Raw genomic sequence first — 16,028 nt, forward strand, 5'->3', positions numbered from 1 at the left:
CATGGCATCACCTCCCCTGCCCGCGCTGCTGGACGACGCACAGGGCATCGCACTGCAGGTCATCAGCCTGGCCGGCGAGCTGTGGAGCGGTGACGTGCGCGAAGTGAGCGTGCCGGGCAGCACTGGACGCTTCGGGGTGATGGCGCAGCATGCCCCGCTGCTGGGCACGCTGCGCGAAGGCATGGTGTCGGTGTACCCGCTGAAGGCGGAGCCGCCGCTGCACGTGTACGTCTCCGGCGGCTACGTGGAAGTGCAGCCCGGCCGGGTGATCGTGATGGCCGACCTCGCGCTGCGCAGCGACGACATCGACCAGGCCCGCGCCCGCGTCGCGCAGGAGGCCGCACGCTCGCCGATGGCGCAGGCGTTCACCGACGAAGACTACGTGCGGCTGCATGCCGAACTGATGCACCAGCGCGCCCTGCAGCTGCGCGGATTGCCCTGGAAGTAGCCGCCGGAACTGCGGCAATCGGTCATCTCTGTCCGCTCGTCAACACTACATATGATGTTGACGATGAGACAGACCCACACTATGTTGTGTTCATCGGCTCCCCGCTTCCGCCAGGCCCGGTTTCTGTCTCACGACACTCCGAACGGCACAGGGAAGAAGGATTGACGATGCACGATGACCACACCGCAGCCACCACGCTGCTGTCGGACGCGCCGGTTGCAGAGGCCGGCCACGCCCCGCTCTGGATCACCAAGGAAGCCGGCAACCGGCGCATGCCGTTCGACCCGGCGCGACTGGAGCGTGCGCTGCGCAGCGTGCACGCGCACTTCCCCACGCTGGACCTGGCCGACTACCTGCGCGCGGTGCTGGCCCTGATCCAGCGGCGCCCCCAGCTCAGTGCCGACGACCTGGTCGACCTGCTGATCCGCGAGGCCGAGTCGCGCATCGACCTGGTCGCCCCGGACTGGGAACACTTCGCCGCGCGCCTCTACCTGCGCCGCCTGTACAAGCGCGCCAGCCGCAACCGCTTCTACGACGCCGCCCTGCGCTACGGCTCCTACGTGGGCCTGCAGGAGAGCCTGGCCGACCGCAACGTCTACTCGATCGACATCCTCAAGGCCTATTCCAAGGAGGAACTGGAAGAAGCCGGGCAGATGATCGAACCGGAGCGCGACCATCTGTTCGCCTACAACGGCCTGTACCTGCTGGCGACACGCTACCTGGCCACCGACCACTCGCGCGGCGTATTCGAACTGCCGCAGGAGCGCTGGCTGACCATCGCGCTGTACCTGATGCAGCACGAGCACCTGCAGGGCGACCGCTCGCGCAAGCGCCGCATGGGGCTGGTGCGCGAGGCGTACTGGGCGCTGTCGAACCTGTACATGACCGTGGCCACCCCGACCCTGGCCAATGCCGGCAAGGTCGGCGGGCAGCTCTCGTCGTGCTTCATCGACACCGTGGACGACAGCCTGCAGGGCATCTACGACTCCAACACCGACGTGGCGCGGGTGTCCAAGCACGGCGGTGGCGTAGGTGCCTACCTCGGCTATGTGCGCTCGGCCGGCGCGCCGATCCGTGGCGTGGCCAACTCCTCCGGCGGCGTGGTGCCGTGGATCAAGCAGCTCAACAACACCGCCGTGAGCGTGGACCAGCTGGGCCAGCGCAAGGGCGCGATCGCGGTGTACCTGGATGTGTGGCACCGCGACATCGAGGCCTTCCTGGACCTGCGCCTGAACAACGGTGACCAGCGCCTGCGTGCGCACGACGTGTTCACCTCGGTGTGCCTGCCCGACCTGTTCATGGAAGCGGTGGAACGCCGTGGCGACTGGTACCTGTTCGACCCGCACGAGGTGCACCGGATCAAGGGCTGGTACCTGCAGGATTTCCATGACGAAACGCGCGGCGAAGGCAATTTCCGCGAGCGCTATGCCGAGGTGGTGGCCGACGAACGGATCAGCCGGCGCACGCTCAAGGCCATCGACCTGTTCAAGCGGATCATGGTCAGCCAGCTGGAAACCGGTAATCCCTTCATGTTCTACCGCGACGAGGTCAACCGGAAGAACCCGAACAAGCATGCCGGCACGGTGTATTCCAGCAACCTGTGTACCGAGATCCTGCAGAACATGAGCCCCACCCGCATGATCCAGGAGATGATCAGCGGCGACCAGATCGTCACTACCCGCCAGGCCGGCGACTTCGTTGTGTGCAACCTGTCGTCGATCAACCTGGGCCGCGCGGTGACCGCAGCACCGGACCTGCTTTCCACAGATGTCCTGGAGCGGCTGGTGCCGATCCAGGTACGCATGCTCGACAACGTGATCGACCTCAACCAGCTGCCGGTGCCGCAGGCCACCATCACCAACCGCAAATACCGCGCCATCGGCCTGGGCACGTTCGGTTGGCACCACCTGCTGGCCCAGCAGCACATCCAGTGGGACAGCGTGCAGGCCGAGGACTACGCCGACAGCCTGTACGAGCGGATCAACTTCCTGTCGATCCAGGCCAGCCTGCAGCTGGCGCAGGAAAAGGGACGGTACAGCGCGTTTGCCGGCAGCGACTGGCAGACCGGCGCGTACTTCCGCGCGCGCGGCTACGACAGCCCGGCGTGGCAGGCACTGGCGGCACAGGTGGCCACGCACGGGTTGCGCAATGGCTGGCTGCTGGCGGTGGCGCCGAACATGAGTACGGCACAGATCGCCGGTTCCAGCGCGTCGATCGATCCGGTGTACGGGGCGTTCTATTACGAGGAGAAGAAGGACTTCCGCCGCCCGGTGGCCGCGCCGGGGTTGTCGCTGGAAACCTACCCGTATTACGAAAAGGGCGCGTACCGGCTGGACCAGTTCGCCAGCATCCGCCAGAACGCGCGACGGCAGCGCCATGTCGACCAGTCGATCAGCTTCAACCTGTACGTGCCGAGCACGATCCGTGCGAGCACGTTGTTGGCGCTGCATATGAGTGCCTGGAAGGAAGGATTGAAGACCACGTATTACGTGCGGTCGAACGACATTGATATTGAAGAATGCGATTGGTGTTCGTCCTGACCGTGTGTTGTGCAGCCACGCAGGGCGTGGCTCTACCGCAATCCGGCTAGACGATCCGAGACCCCGTAGTGCCGGCCGCCGGCCGGCTCCCGGCAAACGCCCGAACCCCAGGAACCCCCATGTCCACCCCGCTTGAACGCATCAAGATCCTCGAACCCCGCCATCCCAACCGCTCCACCGGCATCATCAATGGCCGCACCAGCGGCATCCTGAACTGGAACGACATTCCCTACCCGTCGTTCTATCGGGCCTACAAGGAACTCTCGACCAACTTCTGGATTCCCGACGAAGTGGACATGAAGGGCGACGCCCGCCAGTACGGCGAGCTCAACGCGCGCGAAAAGAATGCCTACGATTCCATCATCGGGCTGCTCGCCACGCTGGACTCGCCGCAGACCCGCTTCATCTACAACGTGGCCGAGTACATCACCGACCCCGCCGCGCATGCCAACGCAGCGATCATCGGCCAGCAGGAAGTGATCCACAACGAAAGCTACAGCTACGTGCTGGCCTCCATCGCCGGCCTGGCCGACCAGAACCGGGTGTTCGAACTGGCCCGGACCCACCCGACCATCCTCGCCCGCAATGCGCCCATCATGCAGTCCTACGACGACTTCATGCGCGAGAAGACCGCCGAGACCCTGATCCGTTCACTGATCCAGTCCTCGATACTGGAAGGCATCAACTTCTATTCCGGGTTCGCCTTCTTCTACAACCTGGTGCGGCAGAACCGCATGACCGGCACCGGCAAGATCATCAGCTTCATCAACCGCGACGAGCTGGCCCACACCAAGTTCATCAGCGAGCTGATCCGCGCCATCATCGGCGAAAACCAGCAGCTGCAGGGCGATGCGCTCACCGCCTATGTGCACGAAGCGTTCGAGCATGCCATCGCACTGGAGACGCGCTGGACCGGCGAAGTGCTGGATGGGATCGACGGCATCGACGTGGACGAGATGATCCGCTATGTGAAGTACCGCGCCAACAAGATGGCCGGCATGCTGGGCATCGAGCAGCTGTACGGCGACGCCAACGCCAACGTGATGCCGTGGATCAAGGCCTACGCCGACAACTTCACCGAAACCAAGACCGACTTCTTCGAAATGCGCAATGCCAGCTACAAGAAGACCAACTCGGACAATGGTTTCGACGACCTGTGAGGACCTGCCCATGGATGTCCTGGTCTGCTACGCATCGCTGAGCGGCAATACCCGTGAAGTGGCGCGCCAGGTCTCGGCGCACTGCAGCGCACGCGGTCACCGCGTGCACCTGATGGATGTCGATGACGCGCAGGCGGCGGCGACCGCCGCGCAACCGCACGACCGCCTGCTGCTCGGCTGCTGGACCGACAACGCCGGGCGCAACCCGGCCGAGATGAAACGGTTCGTGGCCGCCCTGCACGACATCGCCGGCGCTCCCCCTGCGGAGACCGTGGCGGTGTTCGGTACCGGCGAAACCCAGTGGGGCCTGGAGTACTACTGCGGCGCCGCGCATCGGCTGGCCCGCCACTTCGGCTCGCCCCACCCCGTGCTGGAAATCGAGCAGATGCCGCATGGCCCGGCCGATACCCGCGCCATCCACCTCTGGACCGACCGCGTCCTGCAACCGATAGGAGTCACTGCCTGATGTTGACCCTGCATGCCGACACCCCCGAGCAGTACCACGCCGCCGTCGCCGACCACCCGGCACTGCTGGTCGACTTCCACAAGGACAACTGCCCCGGCTGCCGGATGCTGGCGATGTCGCTGGCCGCCGTGGCCAGCACCCCGGAGGCGCACGAACTGGTGCTGCTCAAGGTGCGGCTGGAAGCCATTGGCGAAGTGTTCTTCCGCAGCCTCGGCCTGCGCCAGACGCCCACGTTGAGCGTCGTGCGCGATGGCCAGGAAGTGCTGCGCCTGCCTGGCTTCCAGTCGCCCGACGCGATCCGCGCCGCGCTTGCCCGCTCGGCCTGAGCGCGGCGCCCCTTACGCTGCCGGGCGTGCGCCAAGCAGGCCACGCCGCTTGAACCACCACTCCAGCGGCAGCGTCACCAGCGGCGGCACCGCCGCCAGCAGGGCCAGTACGGCCGCCCACCACGGCCAACGCAGCTTGACCGCGGCCAGCACGGTGACCACCACGTAGACCATGAAGGCCACGCCGTGCACCGGGCCGAACAACGCCACGCCGGCGGTGGTCGGCTCGGCGGCGTGGTACTTCAGGTACATGCCGACCAGCAGGCCGGCCCAGGTAAAGGCCTCGAACAGGGCCACGACAGCGAATACGCGACCCATCGGGTGCATCGGTACGGAAGAGCGCAAGAGAATCCCGACGACAGCGGCAAGGCCGGCCATCATACCGGCTTGCCGCGAATGCGACGCTTTCGCACTCAGACGAACATGCCGCCCGATGCTTCCACGCGCTGTGCGTTGATCCAGCCGGTGGCCGGCGACAGCAGCGCGACCACCACCGGACCGATATCGTCCGGCTTGCCCGCGCGGCCCAATGCGGTGTTCCCGGCGACCATGGCGTTGATCGCCTCATCGTCGCGCACACGACCACCGCCGAAGTCGGTCGCGATCGCGCCCGGCGCCAGCGTGTTGGCACTGATCCCGCGCGCGCCCAGTTCCTTGGCCAGGTACCGGCTGAACACCTCGATGCCGCCTTTCATCATCGCGTAGGCCGAACTGCCCGGCAGTGCGAAACGGGCCAGCCCGCTGGAGACATTGAGGATGCGGCCGCCATCGCCGAGCAGCGGCAGCAGCGCCTGGGTCAGGAAGTACGGGCCTTTCAGATGCACCGCTACCAAGTGGTCGAACTGGGCGGTGGTGGTGTCGGCAATCATTGCGTGCAGGCCTTCACCGGCATTGTTGAGCAGGCCCTGCAGGCGGGTTTCGCCCCAGGCCTGCAGCTGCGCCCGCACGGCATCTGCGAACGCGGGGAACGCGGCACTGTCGGCCACGTCCAGCGGCAGCGCGGCGGCACGACGACCCAGCGCCTGGATCTGCGCAACGACCTCGTTGGCCGCGTCCGCCTGGTTGCGATAGGTCAGCACGATGTCGGCACCGTCAGCGGCGAGCGCGAGGGCGGCGTTGCGGCCAAGGCCACGGCTGCCACCGGTGACCAGCACGATGCGGGAAGTCGAAGTACTCATTGGGGGCGCTCCTGGGTTGGGGTGCAGCCAGACTATTGGTATTGCCAGCACGCATAAATCACGCGATCCTGATTTGACTGTCCAACTGAGACGAACAATCCATGGATCGCCTCGATCAGCTGCGCAGCTTCCTGCGGGTCGCCGAACTGGGCTCGTTCACTGCCGCGGCCGAACAGCTCGGCCTGCCCAAGGCCAGCGTGTCGCTGGCCGTGCAGCGACTGGAGGCGGAGCTCGGCGTGCAGCTGCTGCACCGGACCACCCGTCGCGTGCGGCTCAGCGCGGACGGCGCACAGTTCCAGCAACGCGCGCGCGACCTTCTGGACGACATGGAGGACCTGCAGGGCATGTTCCGCCGCGACACCGGCCAGCTCAAGGGCCGGCTGCGGGTGGACATGTCCAGCGGGCTGGCCCGGCAGTGGATGATTCCGCACCTGCCCGGCTTCCTCGACCGACATCCGGGGCTGGAGATCGAGCTGAGCGGCACTGACCGCCGTGTCGACCTGGTCCGCGAGGGCTTCGACTGCGTGCTGCGGGTGGGGCCGCTGGACGACAACACGCTGGTCGCGCGCCCGATCGGGGCGATGCACATCGTCAACTGCGCCAGCCCCGGCTACCTCGCTGCGCACGGGGTGCCGCGCAGCGTGGAGGACCTGGCAACCCACGCGCTGGTGCATTACGTGGGCACGTTGGGCCAGCGCTCGCCGGGTTTCGAGTACCACGACGGCCAGGGGTACCGCAGCGTGCCGATGCGCGGCGCGGTCACGGTCAACAGCGGCGAGGCCTACAGCGCAGCGGCGCTGGCCGGGCTCGGCATCATCCAGGTGCCCCGCCTGGGCGCACGCCAGGCGCTGGCCGCGGGGCAATTGGTGGAAGTGCTGCCGGACTGCGTGGCCGAGCCGATGCCGGTCACCCTGCTCTACGCCCAGCGCCGGCACCTGCCGCGCCGCGTGTCGGCGTTCATGGACTGGGTGGCCGAACTGCTCGGCCCCGAACTGGCGCGCCGGGATTGACCACCCTCCCCGGCGCCCGGGTAAGCTGTGCGCCACCCATGTAAACGTTTTCATTCCATGTCCGAACCGCTCGACGCGCTCGCCAGCGCCGCCCGCACCCCGCGCGCCGAACAACACGCCACCCGCGCCGCATTCTTCCTGCCCGGTTTCGCCACCGCCGCGTGGGCACCGCTGGTGCCGTTCGCCAAGACCCGCACCGGCCTGGACGAAGGCACGCTGGGACTGGTGCTGCTGTGCCTGGGCGCAGGCTCGCTGCTGGCGATGCCGCTGGCCGGGGTCCTGGCCGCCCGGCATGGCTGCCGCGCGGTGATGGTCGCCACCCTGCTGATGGTGGTGGCCAGCCTGCCGCTGCTGGCCATTGCCCCGTCCCCGTGGACACTCGGCCTGGCGCTGTTCGTGTTTGGCGCCGGCGTGGGCGCCTGCGACTGCACCATGAACATCCAGGCGGTGATGGTCGAGCGCGACAGCGGCAAGCCGATGATGTCCGGCTTCCACGCGTTTTACAGCATTGGCGGCGCGGTCGGTGCCGCCGCGATGACCGCGTTGCTGTCGCTGCAGCTGGCACCGCTATGGGTGTGCGTGCTCGGCTCGCTGGCGATGCTGGCCGTGCTGGCGCTCTCGGTGCGGTACTGGCGCCGCGACCGCGCACCCAGCGGCGCGCCGGTGTTCGCGATACCGCATGGCGTGGTGCTGGCGATCGGCGTGCTGTGCTTCGTCGCGTTCCTGGCCGAAGGCGCGATGCTGGACTGGAGCGCGGTATTCCTGCACGAGGTGCAGCAGGTGCCGCCGGACCGCGCCGGGCTGGGCTTCATGACCTTCGCCATCGCCATGACCGTGACCCGGCTGGTGGGCGACGGCGTGGTGGCGAAACTGGGCCGGTTGCGCGCGATCCTGCTCGGCAGCATCGTCGGTGCGCTGGGCTTCGGCGTGGCCACGTTCGCCGGCACGCTGCCATTGGCGCTGCTGGGCTATGCGCTGATCGGCCTGGGCTGCGCCAACATCGTGCCGGCGCTGTTCTCGATGGCGGGCAACCAGAAGGCCATGCCGGAAAGCCTGGCCATTCCGGCGATCACCACGCTGGGCTATGCCGGCGTGCTGGCGGGGCCGGCGCTGATCGGCTTCGTGGCCCAGGCCAGCAGCCTGGTCTTTGCGTTCTGCCTGGTTGCAGCGGCGCTGCTGCTGGTCGGCATCAGCGCCCGCTGGGTCAAGGCCTGATCAACAAGGCAGGGTCAATGCGCCAGCGCGTAGTCGATGGCCGCGCACACCGCGGCCACCTGCGCGTCGTTGCACTGCTGCGGGGTCGCGCGCGGGCTGTCCGGGTAGACCTCGGTGGTGGTGGTGAAGCGCGCGCCGGTGATGCTGGCGCACAGGCCGAGCGTCTTCAGCGGGTACTGGATCACGCCGGGGGCGACCACGGCGGAGCCGATGATTTCGTTGCGGTCATCGGCCGGGGCGATGTGCGTGACCTGCTCCACCGCCGCGTTGACCGCCTGCTGGAACGCCGGCTGCGGGTTTTCGGTGTCGTCGACCAGGTAGAAGCCATCGGGAATCAGGCCGGGCTCGAACGGCTTGCCGTCGCGTGCGGCCAGCGCCGGTCGGAACTCGGACTCGTCGCTGTCGGTGGTTTCGTGCAGGTCGATGTGCATGACCATGCCCTCGCGGAGCGGCGCGAGCAGGGCCATCAGCGCGGCGGATTCCTGGGCCGGGCTGTCGGCCACGAACGAGCGGTTCGGGTCGATGGCATCGGCGTTCCAGCGCTGGATGCGCTCATAGCCCCACGGGCTCACGCACGGCACCACCAGCACGTTGGCGCGGCCGGCGTAGTCGGCTGCGCGGGTGTCGAGGAACTGCAGCGCGCCTTCCACGCCGCTGGTTTCGTACCCGTGGACGCCGCCGGTGACGAGGACGGACGGGAGTGACGGATTCCAGTTCTTGCTGCGCACCGCGAACAATGGGTAGGTGTGGGGGGTGTAGTCCAGGGTGCCGTATTGGGTGACGTCGAACCGGTCGCGCAATGCGTCCAGTTTGGGGACGACGTCGTTGGCGTATGAGCGCACCGGCACCTGCCTTGCCCGCCATTCCGCTTTTTCGGCGGCGCCCCACGGTTGGTTGGGGGTGCCGATGGGGTAAAAGCGGGTGTCATTCATGGCGGTGCTCAGGTATGGATCGGGGAACCCGATTTTAGCCGGCCCTGCGACGAGCCGGGCAGAGCCCGGCTCTACGGCTTCAACAATACCTTGCCGTTGCGGCCTGGCTGCAGGCTCGCCGTGGCCGCCTCCGCAACCTGATCCAAGCCGTAGACCCCATCCACCGGCAGGCTCAATCCGCCCTTGGCGGCCAGGGTCAACAACTCACCTACCAGCCGCCGCTTGTCTTCCGGCGCCATCGCCTGGCTGACCTTGCTGCCCCAGAATCCCTTGATCGTGGCCTGCTTGAAGATCACATCGCCCGAACCGATCTGCATCGGTTCGCCGGTCATGGAGCCGAACGACACCAGCGTGCCGTTCTCGCTCAACAGCTTCACCAGCTCACCGCTGGCCGTACCGCCGACCGAGTCGACGGCCGCAGCCACAACGCCGTCCCCCACCGTCGTCTTGACCTGCTTCGTCCAGTCTTCGGATGCCGTGGAAATCGTGTTCTCGATCCCCAGCGCCTCCATCTCGGCAACACCCTCATCGCGCCTGACCAGGTTGAGGCAGTGCACGCCGCGCGCCTTGGCCAGCATCGCCAGCGCCTTGCCCACCGCGCCATTGGCCGCGTTCTGCACGATCCACTGGCCCTGTTTCACCTGCAGGAACTCCAGCAGCATCAGCGCGCTCAACGGCATCGCGATCAGCTGCGCGGCGGTGTTGTCGTCAATGCTGTCTGGCATCGGGATCACCATCTTCGCCGGGGCGATGAAGTACTCGGCCCAGGTGCCATGCACCGAGGCGGCGCTGACCCGCTGGCCCACCTGCAGCCCGGTCACGCCCTCGCCCAGCGCATCGATCACGCCGGTGCCTTCGCTGCCGCCGATGGCCGGCAGCGTGGGCGTGTAGCCGTACTGGCCGCGCACCGTCCACAGGTCGTGGTTGTGGATCGGCGCCAGCACCGTGCGCACCCGCACTTCACCGGGACCGGGCTGTGGAGTCGGCGCTTCGCCGCCGTGCAGGACCTCGGTCGGGTCACCAAACTGCTCATGCAGTGCAACGCGCATGTTCCTCTCCTTCTTCAACGACGATGGCGGTGCGCGGCGACCACGCCCGCGCGCGGCGTGCGCCAGGCACGCGTGCGCAGCAGCAGGGTCTGCAGCACCAGCAGCGCGGCAATGGCCAGGGCCAGCACCGCAATGGTGTCGGCGCCCGGCAGGCGCCAGTCGGACTGCTTCACATACACTCCGACCAACGCCCACAGCACCGCCGCCGGATAGGCAAAATGCCCGCGCAGGCGGTAGTTCATCACCCAGGCAAGGACCGTGGCGATGGCCAGCAGCACCACGCTCCAGCCCAGCATGTTGCCGGTCGGCAGCCACTGGTAGGCCACGATCACCTGTGCGGTGTTGAGGAAGGCGGCCATGGTCAGCCAGCCGGCATGCAGCGCCAGCGGATACGCGGCGAACGCACGTTGCCCCGCGCTCGCGGTCGGCGGCGCGGCACGCACGGCGGCCACCAGCAGGCACACCAGCGCGCACCAGATGATCGCCAGTGCCGGCAGGAACAGTTCGTTGGAGAACACCGGCATCCACGCGGCCGTCAGCGCGAAACCAACCGCCGCCCAACCACGCACGCCGGCGTTGTCATCGGGTCGGCGCTGGCGCAGCTGCCACAGCCCGAAGGCCACGTCCCACAGGAAGATCAGGCCCCAGATCGAAAACGCATACCCGGCCGCCACCAGCAGCGTGGGATAGCGGTCCGAGATCGCGCCATTGGTCGGACCGAACTCCCCGGTCTGGGACAGCCACGCCACCAATGGCATGGCCAGGGCGGCCAACAACACGATCCAGCGCATGCATCTGCTCCTCTCAAAGAGCGCCGACCATACGCTGGATCCGGTTAAAACGGTGGCACGACCGCTCTGGCCCGCGGCCGTCAACCCAATGCGTGGTGCTCATGATCGCCGTGCAGGGCCTCCAGCGCGCCGCTGCCGCCGACGAAGTGCCGCACGATCGGCGCGTGCTCGTTGCGGTGCAGCGCGCGCACCCGGTCCTGCAGCGCGCGGTCTTCGGCGGTCACCCGCTCGTGCTGGCGCAGGTGCTCGATCCACGAGCTGGTCACGAAATACTCCATGTGCACCCCGGGCGTAGCTACATCTTCGGCCACACCCCAGATCACTGCGCCGTCGCGGCGGCGGGTGCGGCCGAGCTCGCCCAGCAGCCGGTGGAATGCGGCGCGGTCGGCGTCGTCGATGTGGTATTCCACGGTGACCAGCACCGGGCCTCGATCATGCGTGACCGGCACCGCCAGCTCGGGCGCGGGCCAATGCCCGGCAGGACGCAGGTCGAGCTCTTCGCTGCCGGCAATGCGCACCCGCCACACCAGCAGGCCCGCCACCACGGCGCCGATGGCAGCCACGGTCAGCGCGAACGGGATCGAGGTGCGCTGGGCGATGCTGCCCCAGCTCAGCCCACCGGCGGCCATGCCCAGCGAGAACACCATGATGTACAGCGACAGCGCGCGCGCCCGCACCCAGGCCGGCACTGCGGTCTGCGCGGCGATCTGCAGCGAGGACAGCACCGTGATCCAGGCGAAGCCATTCACCAGCATCGCCACCGGCAACAACGCCATGTGCCGCACCCAGGCCAACCCCAGCAGGCTCAGCGCGCAGGCCAGCGTGGCCAGCAGCACCAGCAGGTCGCGGTCCAGTCGCGCGCGCAGGCGCGGCAGCAACAGCGCGCCGGTCACCGCGCCGATGCCGATGCAGCCCAGCAGAAGGCCGTAGGTGCCGGCCCCGCCCTTCATTTCGCCGCGCACCACCAGCGGCAGCAACGCGGTGACCGCGCTGGCGAAGAAGAAGAACCCGGCCGACTTGATCAGCACCGCCTGCAGGCGCCCGGCCCGCAGCGCATAGCGCAGACCGGCACGCAGACCGGCACCGAAGCCTTCCGGCGGCAGGCTGGAGGCCTGCACGTCCTGCTTCCAGGTGAACAGCACCCACAGCATGGCGGCAAAGCTCAGCGCGTTCAGGCCGAACGCCCAGCCCGCACCCAATTGCGCCACGATCAGGCCGCCGATGGCCGGGCCCAACGAACGGGCGATGTTGATGCCGATGGAGTTCAGCGCCACCGCCGAGGCCAGCATCGGCCGTGGCACCAGCTCGGAGACGATGGCGGCTTGGGCCGGCATCGCCATCGCCGCGCCGCAGCCCATCGCGAAAGTGAGGGCCACCAGCAGCGGCGGGGTCAGCATCTGCAACGCGGTGAGCGTCGCCAGCGAAGCCGCCACCAGCAGCATCCAGCCCTGGGTGAACAGCAGGTAGCGGCGGCGGTCGACGATGTCGGCCAGGGTGCCTGCCACCAGTGCCAGCAGCACCACCGGTACTGTAGTGGCCGACTGCACCAGCGCCACCATCAGCGGCGAGCCGGTGCGCTCGGCCATCACCCAGGCGGCAGCGACATCGTTGACCCAGGTGCCGACGTTGCTGCCCAGGATCGCCAGCCACATCGCCCGGAACAGCTTGATCTTCAGCGGCGACCACGCGCCCGGCGCCGCATTTTCGTGTGTGTCTACCATTGCCATGCTCCCACTACCGATGCAAAGAAGGTGTCGCGGCCACCGGCCGCACGCAGGCCAGGACCGGCGTCGAACCACGCCAGCTGACCCTTCCAGGTCCACTGCGGGGTCGCCTCCCAGCTGGTTTCCCACTTGTATTGCTGGCCGATCCGGCGCGGCGTGCCGGCCGTGCCGGGGACCGCCGCCAGCGGCGCCGGAGTGGTGTAGACCGCGTCGCTGCGCTGGTGCTTCCAGGCCAGCTGCCAGCCGAACTCGGTGCTCAGGCCGGGACGCGGCGTCAGTGTCAGCGTGGGCTGCACATCCATCAGGTTGGCCGGTGCCAGCAGGCTGGCCTCACTGAAATACGCCGACTTCGGGTACATCGCATTGAACGTGCCCAGCCGTCCGTCCTGTGCGTTGCGGTCGCCACTGGCGATATCCAGCTTGATGCCCAGCCGCGGTTCCCAGCGGTGCGTTGGCCAGCGCAGTCCACTGTCCGTGGCCAGGGTCCAGGCACGGATGTCGAGGTTGCCCTGGCTGCGCGACAGCGTGCCCTGCTGCGCGACCAGTTCCACGTTGGTGTCCCAGCGCGGCTGCAGCGCAAACCAGCGGGTGCCCAACGAACGCCGCCGCTCGTTGCCCACGGCGCTGGCAAAGCGTGCGCCGTCGCGGCCATAGTCGAGCAGGTATAGATCGGTGCCGTTGCCCGCTTCGCCGCGCTGCCAGGTGGCATAGCCCCCGGCCAGGTGCTGGCCACGGTCGCTGCGGTCGTCAAACGCGCCCATGCGGTTGTCGACCGGGCGCAGGGCCATCAGGTCGAGCTTGAAGCCGCCCTGCTGCCAGCGCCCGCGCACGCCGTCGAAGGCCAGCCGGATGTTGGGCCCGTCGCGCACCGACAGCAGCCGTGAGCTGCCGTAGGCCGCTTCCTGCCGACCGAGCTGCCAGCTGAGGTGTTCACCGTGCCAGCGCACATAGCCCTGCTGCAGGTCGAGCGCAGCCTGGTCGGTGCCGCCGGGGCCGCCATTGCGGCCCTGCTCGGCGTGCACGCCCAGCTGCGCGAACCCTTCCCAGCCACCGCGCCTTGCTGTCGCCGATGCCAGCGCGCGCAGCAGGCCGTAGCCATCCTCGCGCCCACCAATACCGAACCGGGTCGGGTCGTAGTACATGCCGCGCAGGCGCAGCGAGGTATTCAGCTGCACCTCGCCGCCGCCGTCCAGCGCGATGCAGCGCCCACTCGCGTCATCCGCGCACGCACTCGCCAACGACGGCGCGGCCGTCACCAGCGCCAGGGTCAGAACGCGAAGCACGAACATCCCAGTGCGCCCCAGAACGCATTCGGTGCGTCGGTCGGCACCGGGTGCGCCGCCGCGTGCCCATGCGCGTGGGTGCGGCACCCGCCTGCGCCATGAACATGCGAATGGGCCGCCAAGCCGCTGGCCGCACCGCCCACGTGATAGCCGCCGAAGCGGTTCACCGGCGACCAGTCCGGCATGGCCGGCGGCAGCGTCGGTGCGAGCGGGCCGAATTCGCCGTCGCCATGCACCACCCGGCCGCCGACCACGGTCAGCACGCTGGTGATGTCGGCAATCGCAGCGTCGTCCACCGCGAAGAAGTCCGAAGACAGCACGCAGAAGTCGGCCAGCTGGCCCACCGCCAGCGTGCCCTTGCGGCCGTCGTCGCCGGAGAACCAGGCGCTGCCCTGCGTCCACAGGCGCAGCGCCTCTTCGCGTTCGAGCAGGTTTTCCTCGCCATACAGCGCCAGCCCGCCCACGGTGCGCCCGCTGACCAGCCACGACAGTGCCACCCACGGGTTGTAGCTGGCCACGCGGGTGCCGTCAGTACCGGCGCCCACCGGCAGTCCGGCCTGCAGCATGCGCCGCACCGGCGGGGTGTGCCGCGCCGCCTCGGCGCCGTAGCGCTGCACGAACGCTTCGCCCTGGTAGGCCATGCGGTGCTGGATCGCCAGCCCGCCGCCGAGCGCGCGGATGCGGTCGATGTTGCGCGGGGTGATGGTTTCGGCGTGGTCGATGAACCAGTGCAGGCCGTCGAACGGAATCTCGCGGTTGACCTGCTCGTACACATCCAGGATGCGGTCGATGCTTTCGTCGTAGGTCGCATGGATGCGGAACGGCCAGCGCTTCTCCACCAGCAGCTTCACCACCTCGGCCAGCTCGGGCTCCATGCCCGGCGGCAGCTCCGGGCGTGGTTCGTTGAACAGCTCGAAGTCGGCGGCGGAGACCACCAGCATTTCGCCGGGCCGTTGTGGCGCAGCAGGTCGTCGCCCTGGCGTGGCGCGAGCATCTCGCTCCACTGCTGGAAGTCCTGCACCTCCTTGCCCTTGTTCTGGGTAAACAGGTTGTAGGCGATGCGCACGGTGAGGTCGCCGTCGCGGTGCAGCTGCTCGATGACCTGGTAGTCCTCCGGGTAGTTCTGGAAGCCACCGCCGGCGTCGATCACCGAGGTGATGCCGAGCCGGTTGAGCTCGCGCATGAAGTGCCGGGTGGAATTGGCCTGGTATTCGATCGGCAGGCGCGGGCCCTTGGCCAGGGTGGCGTACAGGATCAGCGCGTTCGGCTTGGCCAGCAGCAGCCCGGTGGGGTTGCCCAGGCTGTCGCGCGCGATCTGCCCGCCCGGCGGGTCCGGCGTGTTCCTGTCGTAGCCACAGGCCCGCAGCGCGGCGCGGTTGAGCAGCGCGCGGTCGTACAGGTGCAGCAGGAACACCGGCGTGTCCGGGGCGATGGCGTTGAGTTCGGCCAGCGTGGGCAGGCGCTTTTCCACGAACTGTTCCGCGGTGAAGCCGCCGACCACGCGCACCCATTGCGGCGCCGGGGTGTTGTCGACCTGCGCCTTGAGCATCGCCATCGCGTCGGAAAGCGAGCGCAGCCCGTCCCAGCGCAGTTCCAGGTTGTAGTTCAGCCCGCCGCGGATCAGGTGGGTGTGGCTGTCGTTGAGGCCCGGCACCAGCCGGCGCCCGCCAGCGTCGATCACGGTGGGGTCAAGCAGGCCTGCACGCACCTCCGCTTCGGCACCGATGGCGACGATGCGCCCGTCCACCACCGCCAGCGCATCGGCCTGCGGCACGCGGGGGTCGAGCGTGGTGATGCGGGCGTTGCGGATCAGCAGCGTGGTCATGGGTTTCTCCGAAGAAGTAGCGAAGGCGCGGCCGGCCAGGCCCAGCGCCACGGCGGCACCGGCACCCAGCAGCAGGTCGCG

At 68.2% G+C, this 16,028-nt stretch carries 14 protein-coding genes and 1 pseudogene; 7 read left to right on the plus strand and 8 right to left on the minus strand.

Translation table 11 applies throughout. The features are described 5' to 3' along the window. The first annotated feature begins 1 nt into the window (after position 1). From atpC to PDM28_RS10550, 5 genes are all read left to right on the plus strand, one after another. Positions 2–448, plus strand: coding sequence for an ATP synthase F1 subunit epsilon (gene atpC / locus PDM28_RS10530; protein WP_311181922.1), 447 nt, complete (start codon positions 2–4; stop codon positions 446–448). A 167-nt stretch (positions 449–615) separates the two neighbouring features. Further along, positions 616–2,988 carry a ribonucleoside-diphosphate reductase subunit alpha gene (locus PDM28_RS10535; RefSeq protein WP_311181924.1) on the plus strand — a complete coding sequence of 791 codons (2,373 nt, stop codon included), beginning with the start codon at positions 616–618 and terminating at the stop codon, positions 2,986–2,988. A gap of 119 nt (positions 2,989–3,107) precedes the next feature. Then, positions 3,108–4,148, plus strand: a complete 1,041-nt coding sequence (locus tag PDM28_RS10540) for a ribonucleotide-diphosphate reductase subunit beta (protein WP_311181926.1) — start codon at positions 3,108–3,110, stop codon at positions 4,146–4,148. A gap of 10 nt (positions 4,149–4,158) precedes the next feature. Next, entirely contained in the window at positions 4,159–4,614 is a 456-nt protein-coding gene (locus tag PDM28_RS10545; RefSeq protein ID WP_311181927.1) for a flavodoxin, read from the plus strand. Next, positions 4,614–4,940: a thioredoxin family protein gene (locus PDM28_RS10550; protein ID WP_070206594.1), complete on the plus strand. Its 327-nt coding sequence runs from the start codon at positions 4,614–4,616 to the stop codon at positions 4,938–4,940. Before PDM28_RS10545 ends, PDM28_RS10550 begins: the two co-directional genes overlap by 1 nt. A 12-nt stretch (positions 4,941–4,952) precedes the next feature. Here the strand turns inward: PDM28_RS10550 and PDM28_RS10555 are convergent, their stop codons facing one another. Then, positions 4,953–5,267, minus strand: coding sequence for a DUF3817 domain-containing protein (locus PDM28_RS10555; protein WP_070206593.1), 315 nt, complete (start codon positions 5,265–5,267; stop codon positions 4,953–4,955). A gap of 86 nt (positions 5,268–5,353) precedes the next feature. Beyond that, entirely contained in the window at positions 5,354–6,118 is a 765-nt protein-coding gene (locus PDM28_RS10560) for an SDR family NAD(P)-dependent oxidoreductase (RefSeq protein WP_311181928.1), read from the minus strand. Between the two features lie 101 nt (positions 6,119–6,219). On the opposite strand from PDM28_RS10560, the gene PDM28_RS10565 reads away from it, so the two are divergent. Then, positions 6,220–7,128, plus strand: coding sequence for a LysR family transcriptional regulator (locus PDM28_RS10565; RefSeq protein WP_311181929.1), 909 nt, complete (start codon positions 6,220–6,222; stop codon positions 7,126–7,128). A 57-nt stretch (positions 7,129–7,185) separates the two neighbouring features. Beyond that, entirely contained in the window at positions 7,186–8,343 is a 1,158-nt protein-coding gene (locus tag PDM28_RS10570) for an MFS transporter (RefSeq protein ID WP_311181930.1), read from the plus strand. Positions 8,344–8,357: 14 nt separating this feature from the next. Here PDM28_RS10570 and PDM28_RS10575 read toward each other — a convergent pair whose 3' ends face one another. From PDM28_RS10575 to PDM28_RS10600, 6 genes and pseudogenes are all read right to left on the minus strand, one after another. Then, positions 8,358–9,275, minus strand: a complete 918-nt coding sequence (locus PDM28_RS10575) for a M14 family metallopeptidase (protein ID WP_311181931.1) — start codon at positions 9,273–9,275, stop codon at positions 8,358–8,360. Between the two features lie 71 nt (positions 9,276–9,346). Further along, entirely contained in the window at positions 9,347–10,324 is a 978-nt protein-coding gene (locus PDM28_RS10580) for a zinc-binding dehydrogenase (RefSeq protein ID WP_311181932.1), read from the minus strand. Between the two features lie 14 nt (positions 10,325–10,338). Continuing rightward, positions 10,339–11,115 (minus strand): hypothetical protein, encoded by a 777-nt coding sequence (locus PDM28_RS10585; protein ID WP_311181933.1) that lies wholly within the window; start codon positions 11,113–11,115, stop codon positions 10,339–10,341. Positions 11,116–11,195: 80 nt separating this feature from the next. Continuing rightward, on the minus strand, positions 11,196–12,836 hold the full coding sequence (locus PDM28_RS10590) for an MFS transporter (protein WP_311181935.1): 1,641 nt from the start codon (positions 12,834–12,836) through the stop codon (positions 11,196–11,198). Continuing rightward, a complete protein-coding gene (locus tag PDM28_RS10595; protein WP_311181937.1) occupies positions 12,830–14,128 on the minus strand; it encodes an alginate export family protein in 1,299 nt (432 codons plus the stop codon). The genes PDM28_RS10590 and PDM28_RS10595 overlap by 7 nt, the downstream gene beginning before the upstream one ends. Continuing rightward, positions 14,107–15,947 (minus strand): annotated as a pseudogene (locus PDM28_RS10600) (amidohydrolase). Before PDM28_RS10600 ends, PDM28_RS10595 begins: the two are co-directional and overlap by 22 nt. Positions 15,948–16,028 lie beyond the last annotated feature (81 nt).

It is taken from the genome of Stenotrophomonas aracearum (assembly GCF_031834615.1).
Lineage (GTDB): Bacteria > Pseudomonadota > Gammaproteobacteria > Xanthomonadales > Xanthomonadaceae > Stenotrophomonas > Stenotrophomonas aracearum.

Coding starts and splice junctions, on each gene's coding strand:
- atpC (WP_311181922.1), top strand. CDS start 2: ATGGCATCACCTCCCCTGCCCGCGCTGCTGGACGACGCACAGGGCATC.
- PDM28_RS10535 (WP_311181924.1), top strand. CDS start 616: ATGCACGATGACCACACCGCAGCCACCACGCTGCTGTCGGACGCGCCG.
- PDM28_RS10540 (WP_311181926.1), top strand. CDS start 3,108: ATGTCCACCCCGCTTGAACGCATCAAGATCCTCGAACCCCGCCATCCC.
- PDM28_RS10545 (WP_311181927.1), top strand. CDS start 4,159: ATGGATGTCCTGGTCTGCTACGCATCGCTGAGCGGCAATACCCGTGAA.
- PDM28_RS10550 (WP_070206594.1), top strand. CDS start 4,614: ATGTTGACCCTGCATGCCGACACCCCCGAGCAGTACCACGCCGCCGTC.
- PDM28_RS10555 (WP_070206593.1), bottom strand. CDS start 5,267: ATGCACCCGATGGGTCGCGTATTCGCTGTCGTGGCCCTGTTCGAGGCC.
- PDM28_RS10560 (WP_311181928.1), bottom strand. CDS start 6,118: ATGAGTACTTCGACTTCCCGCATCGTGCTGGTCACCGGTGGCAGCCGT.
- PDM28_RS10565 (WP_311181929.1), top strand. CDS start 6,220: ATGGATCGCCTCGATCAGCTGCGCAGCTTCCTGCGGGTCGCCGAACTG.
- PDM28_RS10570 (WP_311181930.1), top strand. CDS start 7,186: ATGTCCGAACCGCTCGACGCGCTCGCCAGCGCCGCCCGCACCCCGCGC.
- PDM28_RS10575 (WP_311181931.1), bottom strand. CDS start 9,275: ATGAATGACACCCGCTTTTACCCCATCGGCACCCCCAACCAACCGTGG.
- PDM28_RS10580 (WP_311181932.1), bottom strand. CDS start 10,324: ATGCGCGTTGCACTGCATGAGCAGTTTGGTGACCCGACCGAGGTCCTG.
- PDM28_RS10585 (WP_311181933.1), bottom strand. CDS start 11,115: ATGCGCTGGATCGTGTTGTTGGCCGCCCTGGCCATGCCATTGGTGGCG.
- PDM28_RS10590 (WP_311181935.1), bottom strand. CDS start 12,836: ATGGTAGACACACACGAAAATGCGGCGCCGGGCGCGTGGTCGCCGCTG.
- PDM28_RS10595 (WP_311181937.1), bottom strand. CDS start 14,128: ATGTTCGTGCTTCGCGTTCTGACCCTGGCGCTGGTGACGGCCGCGCCG.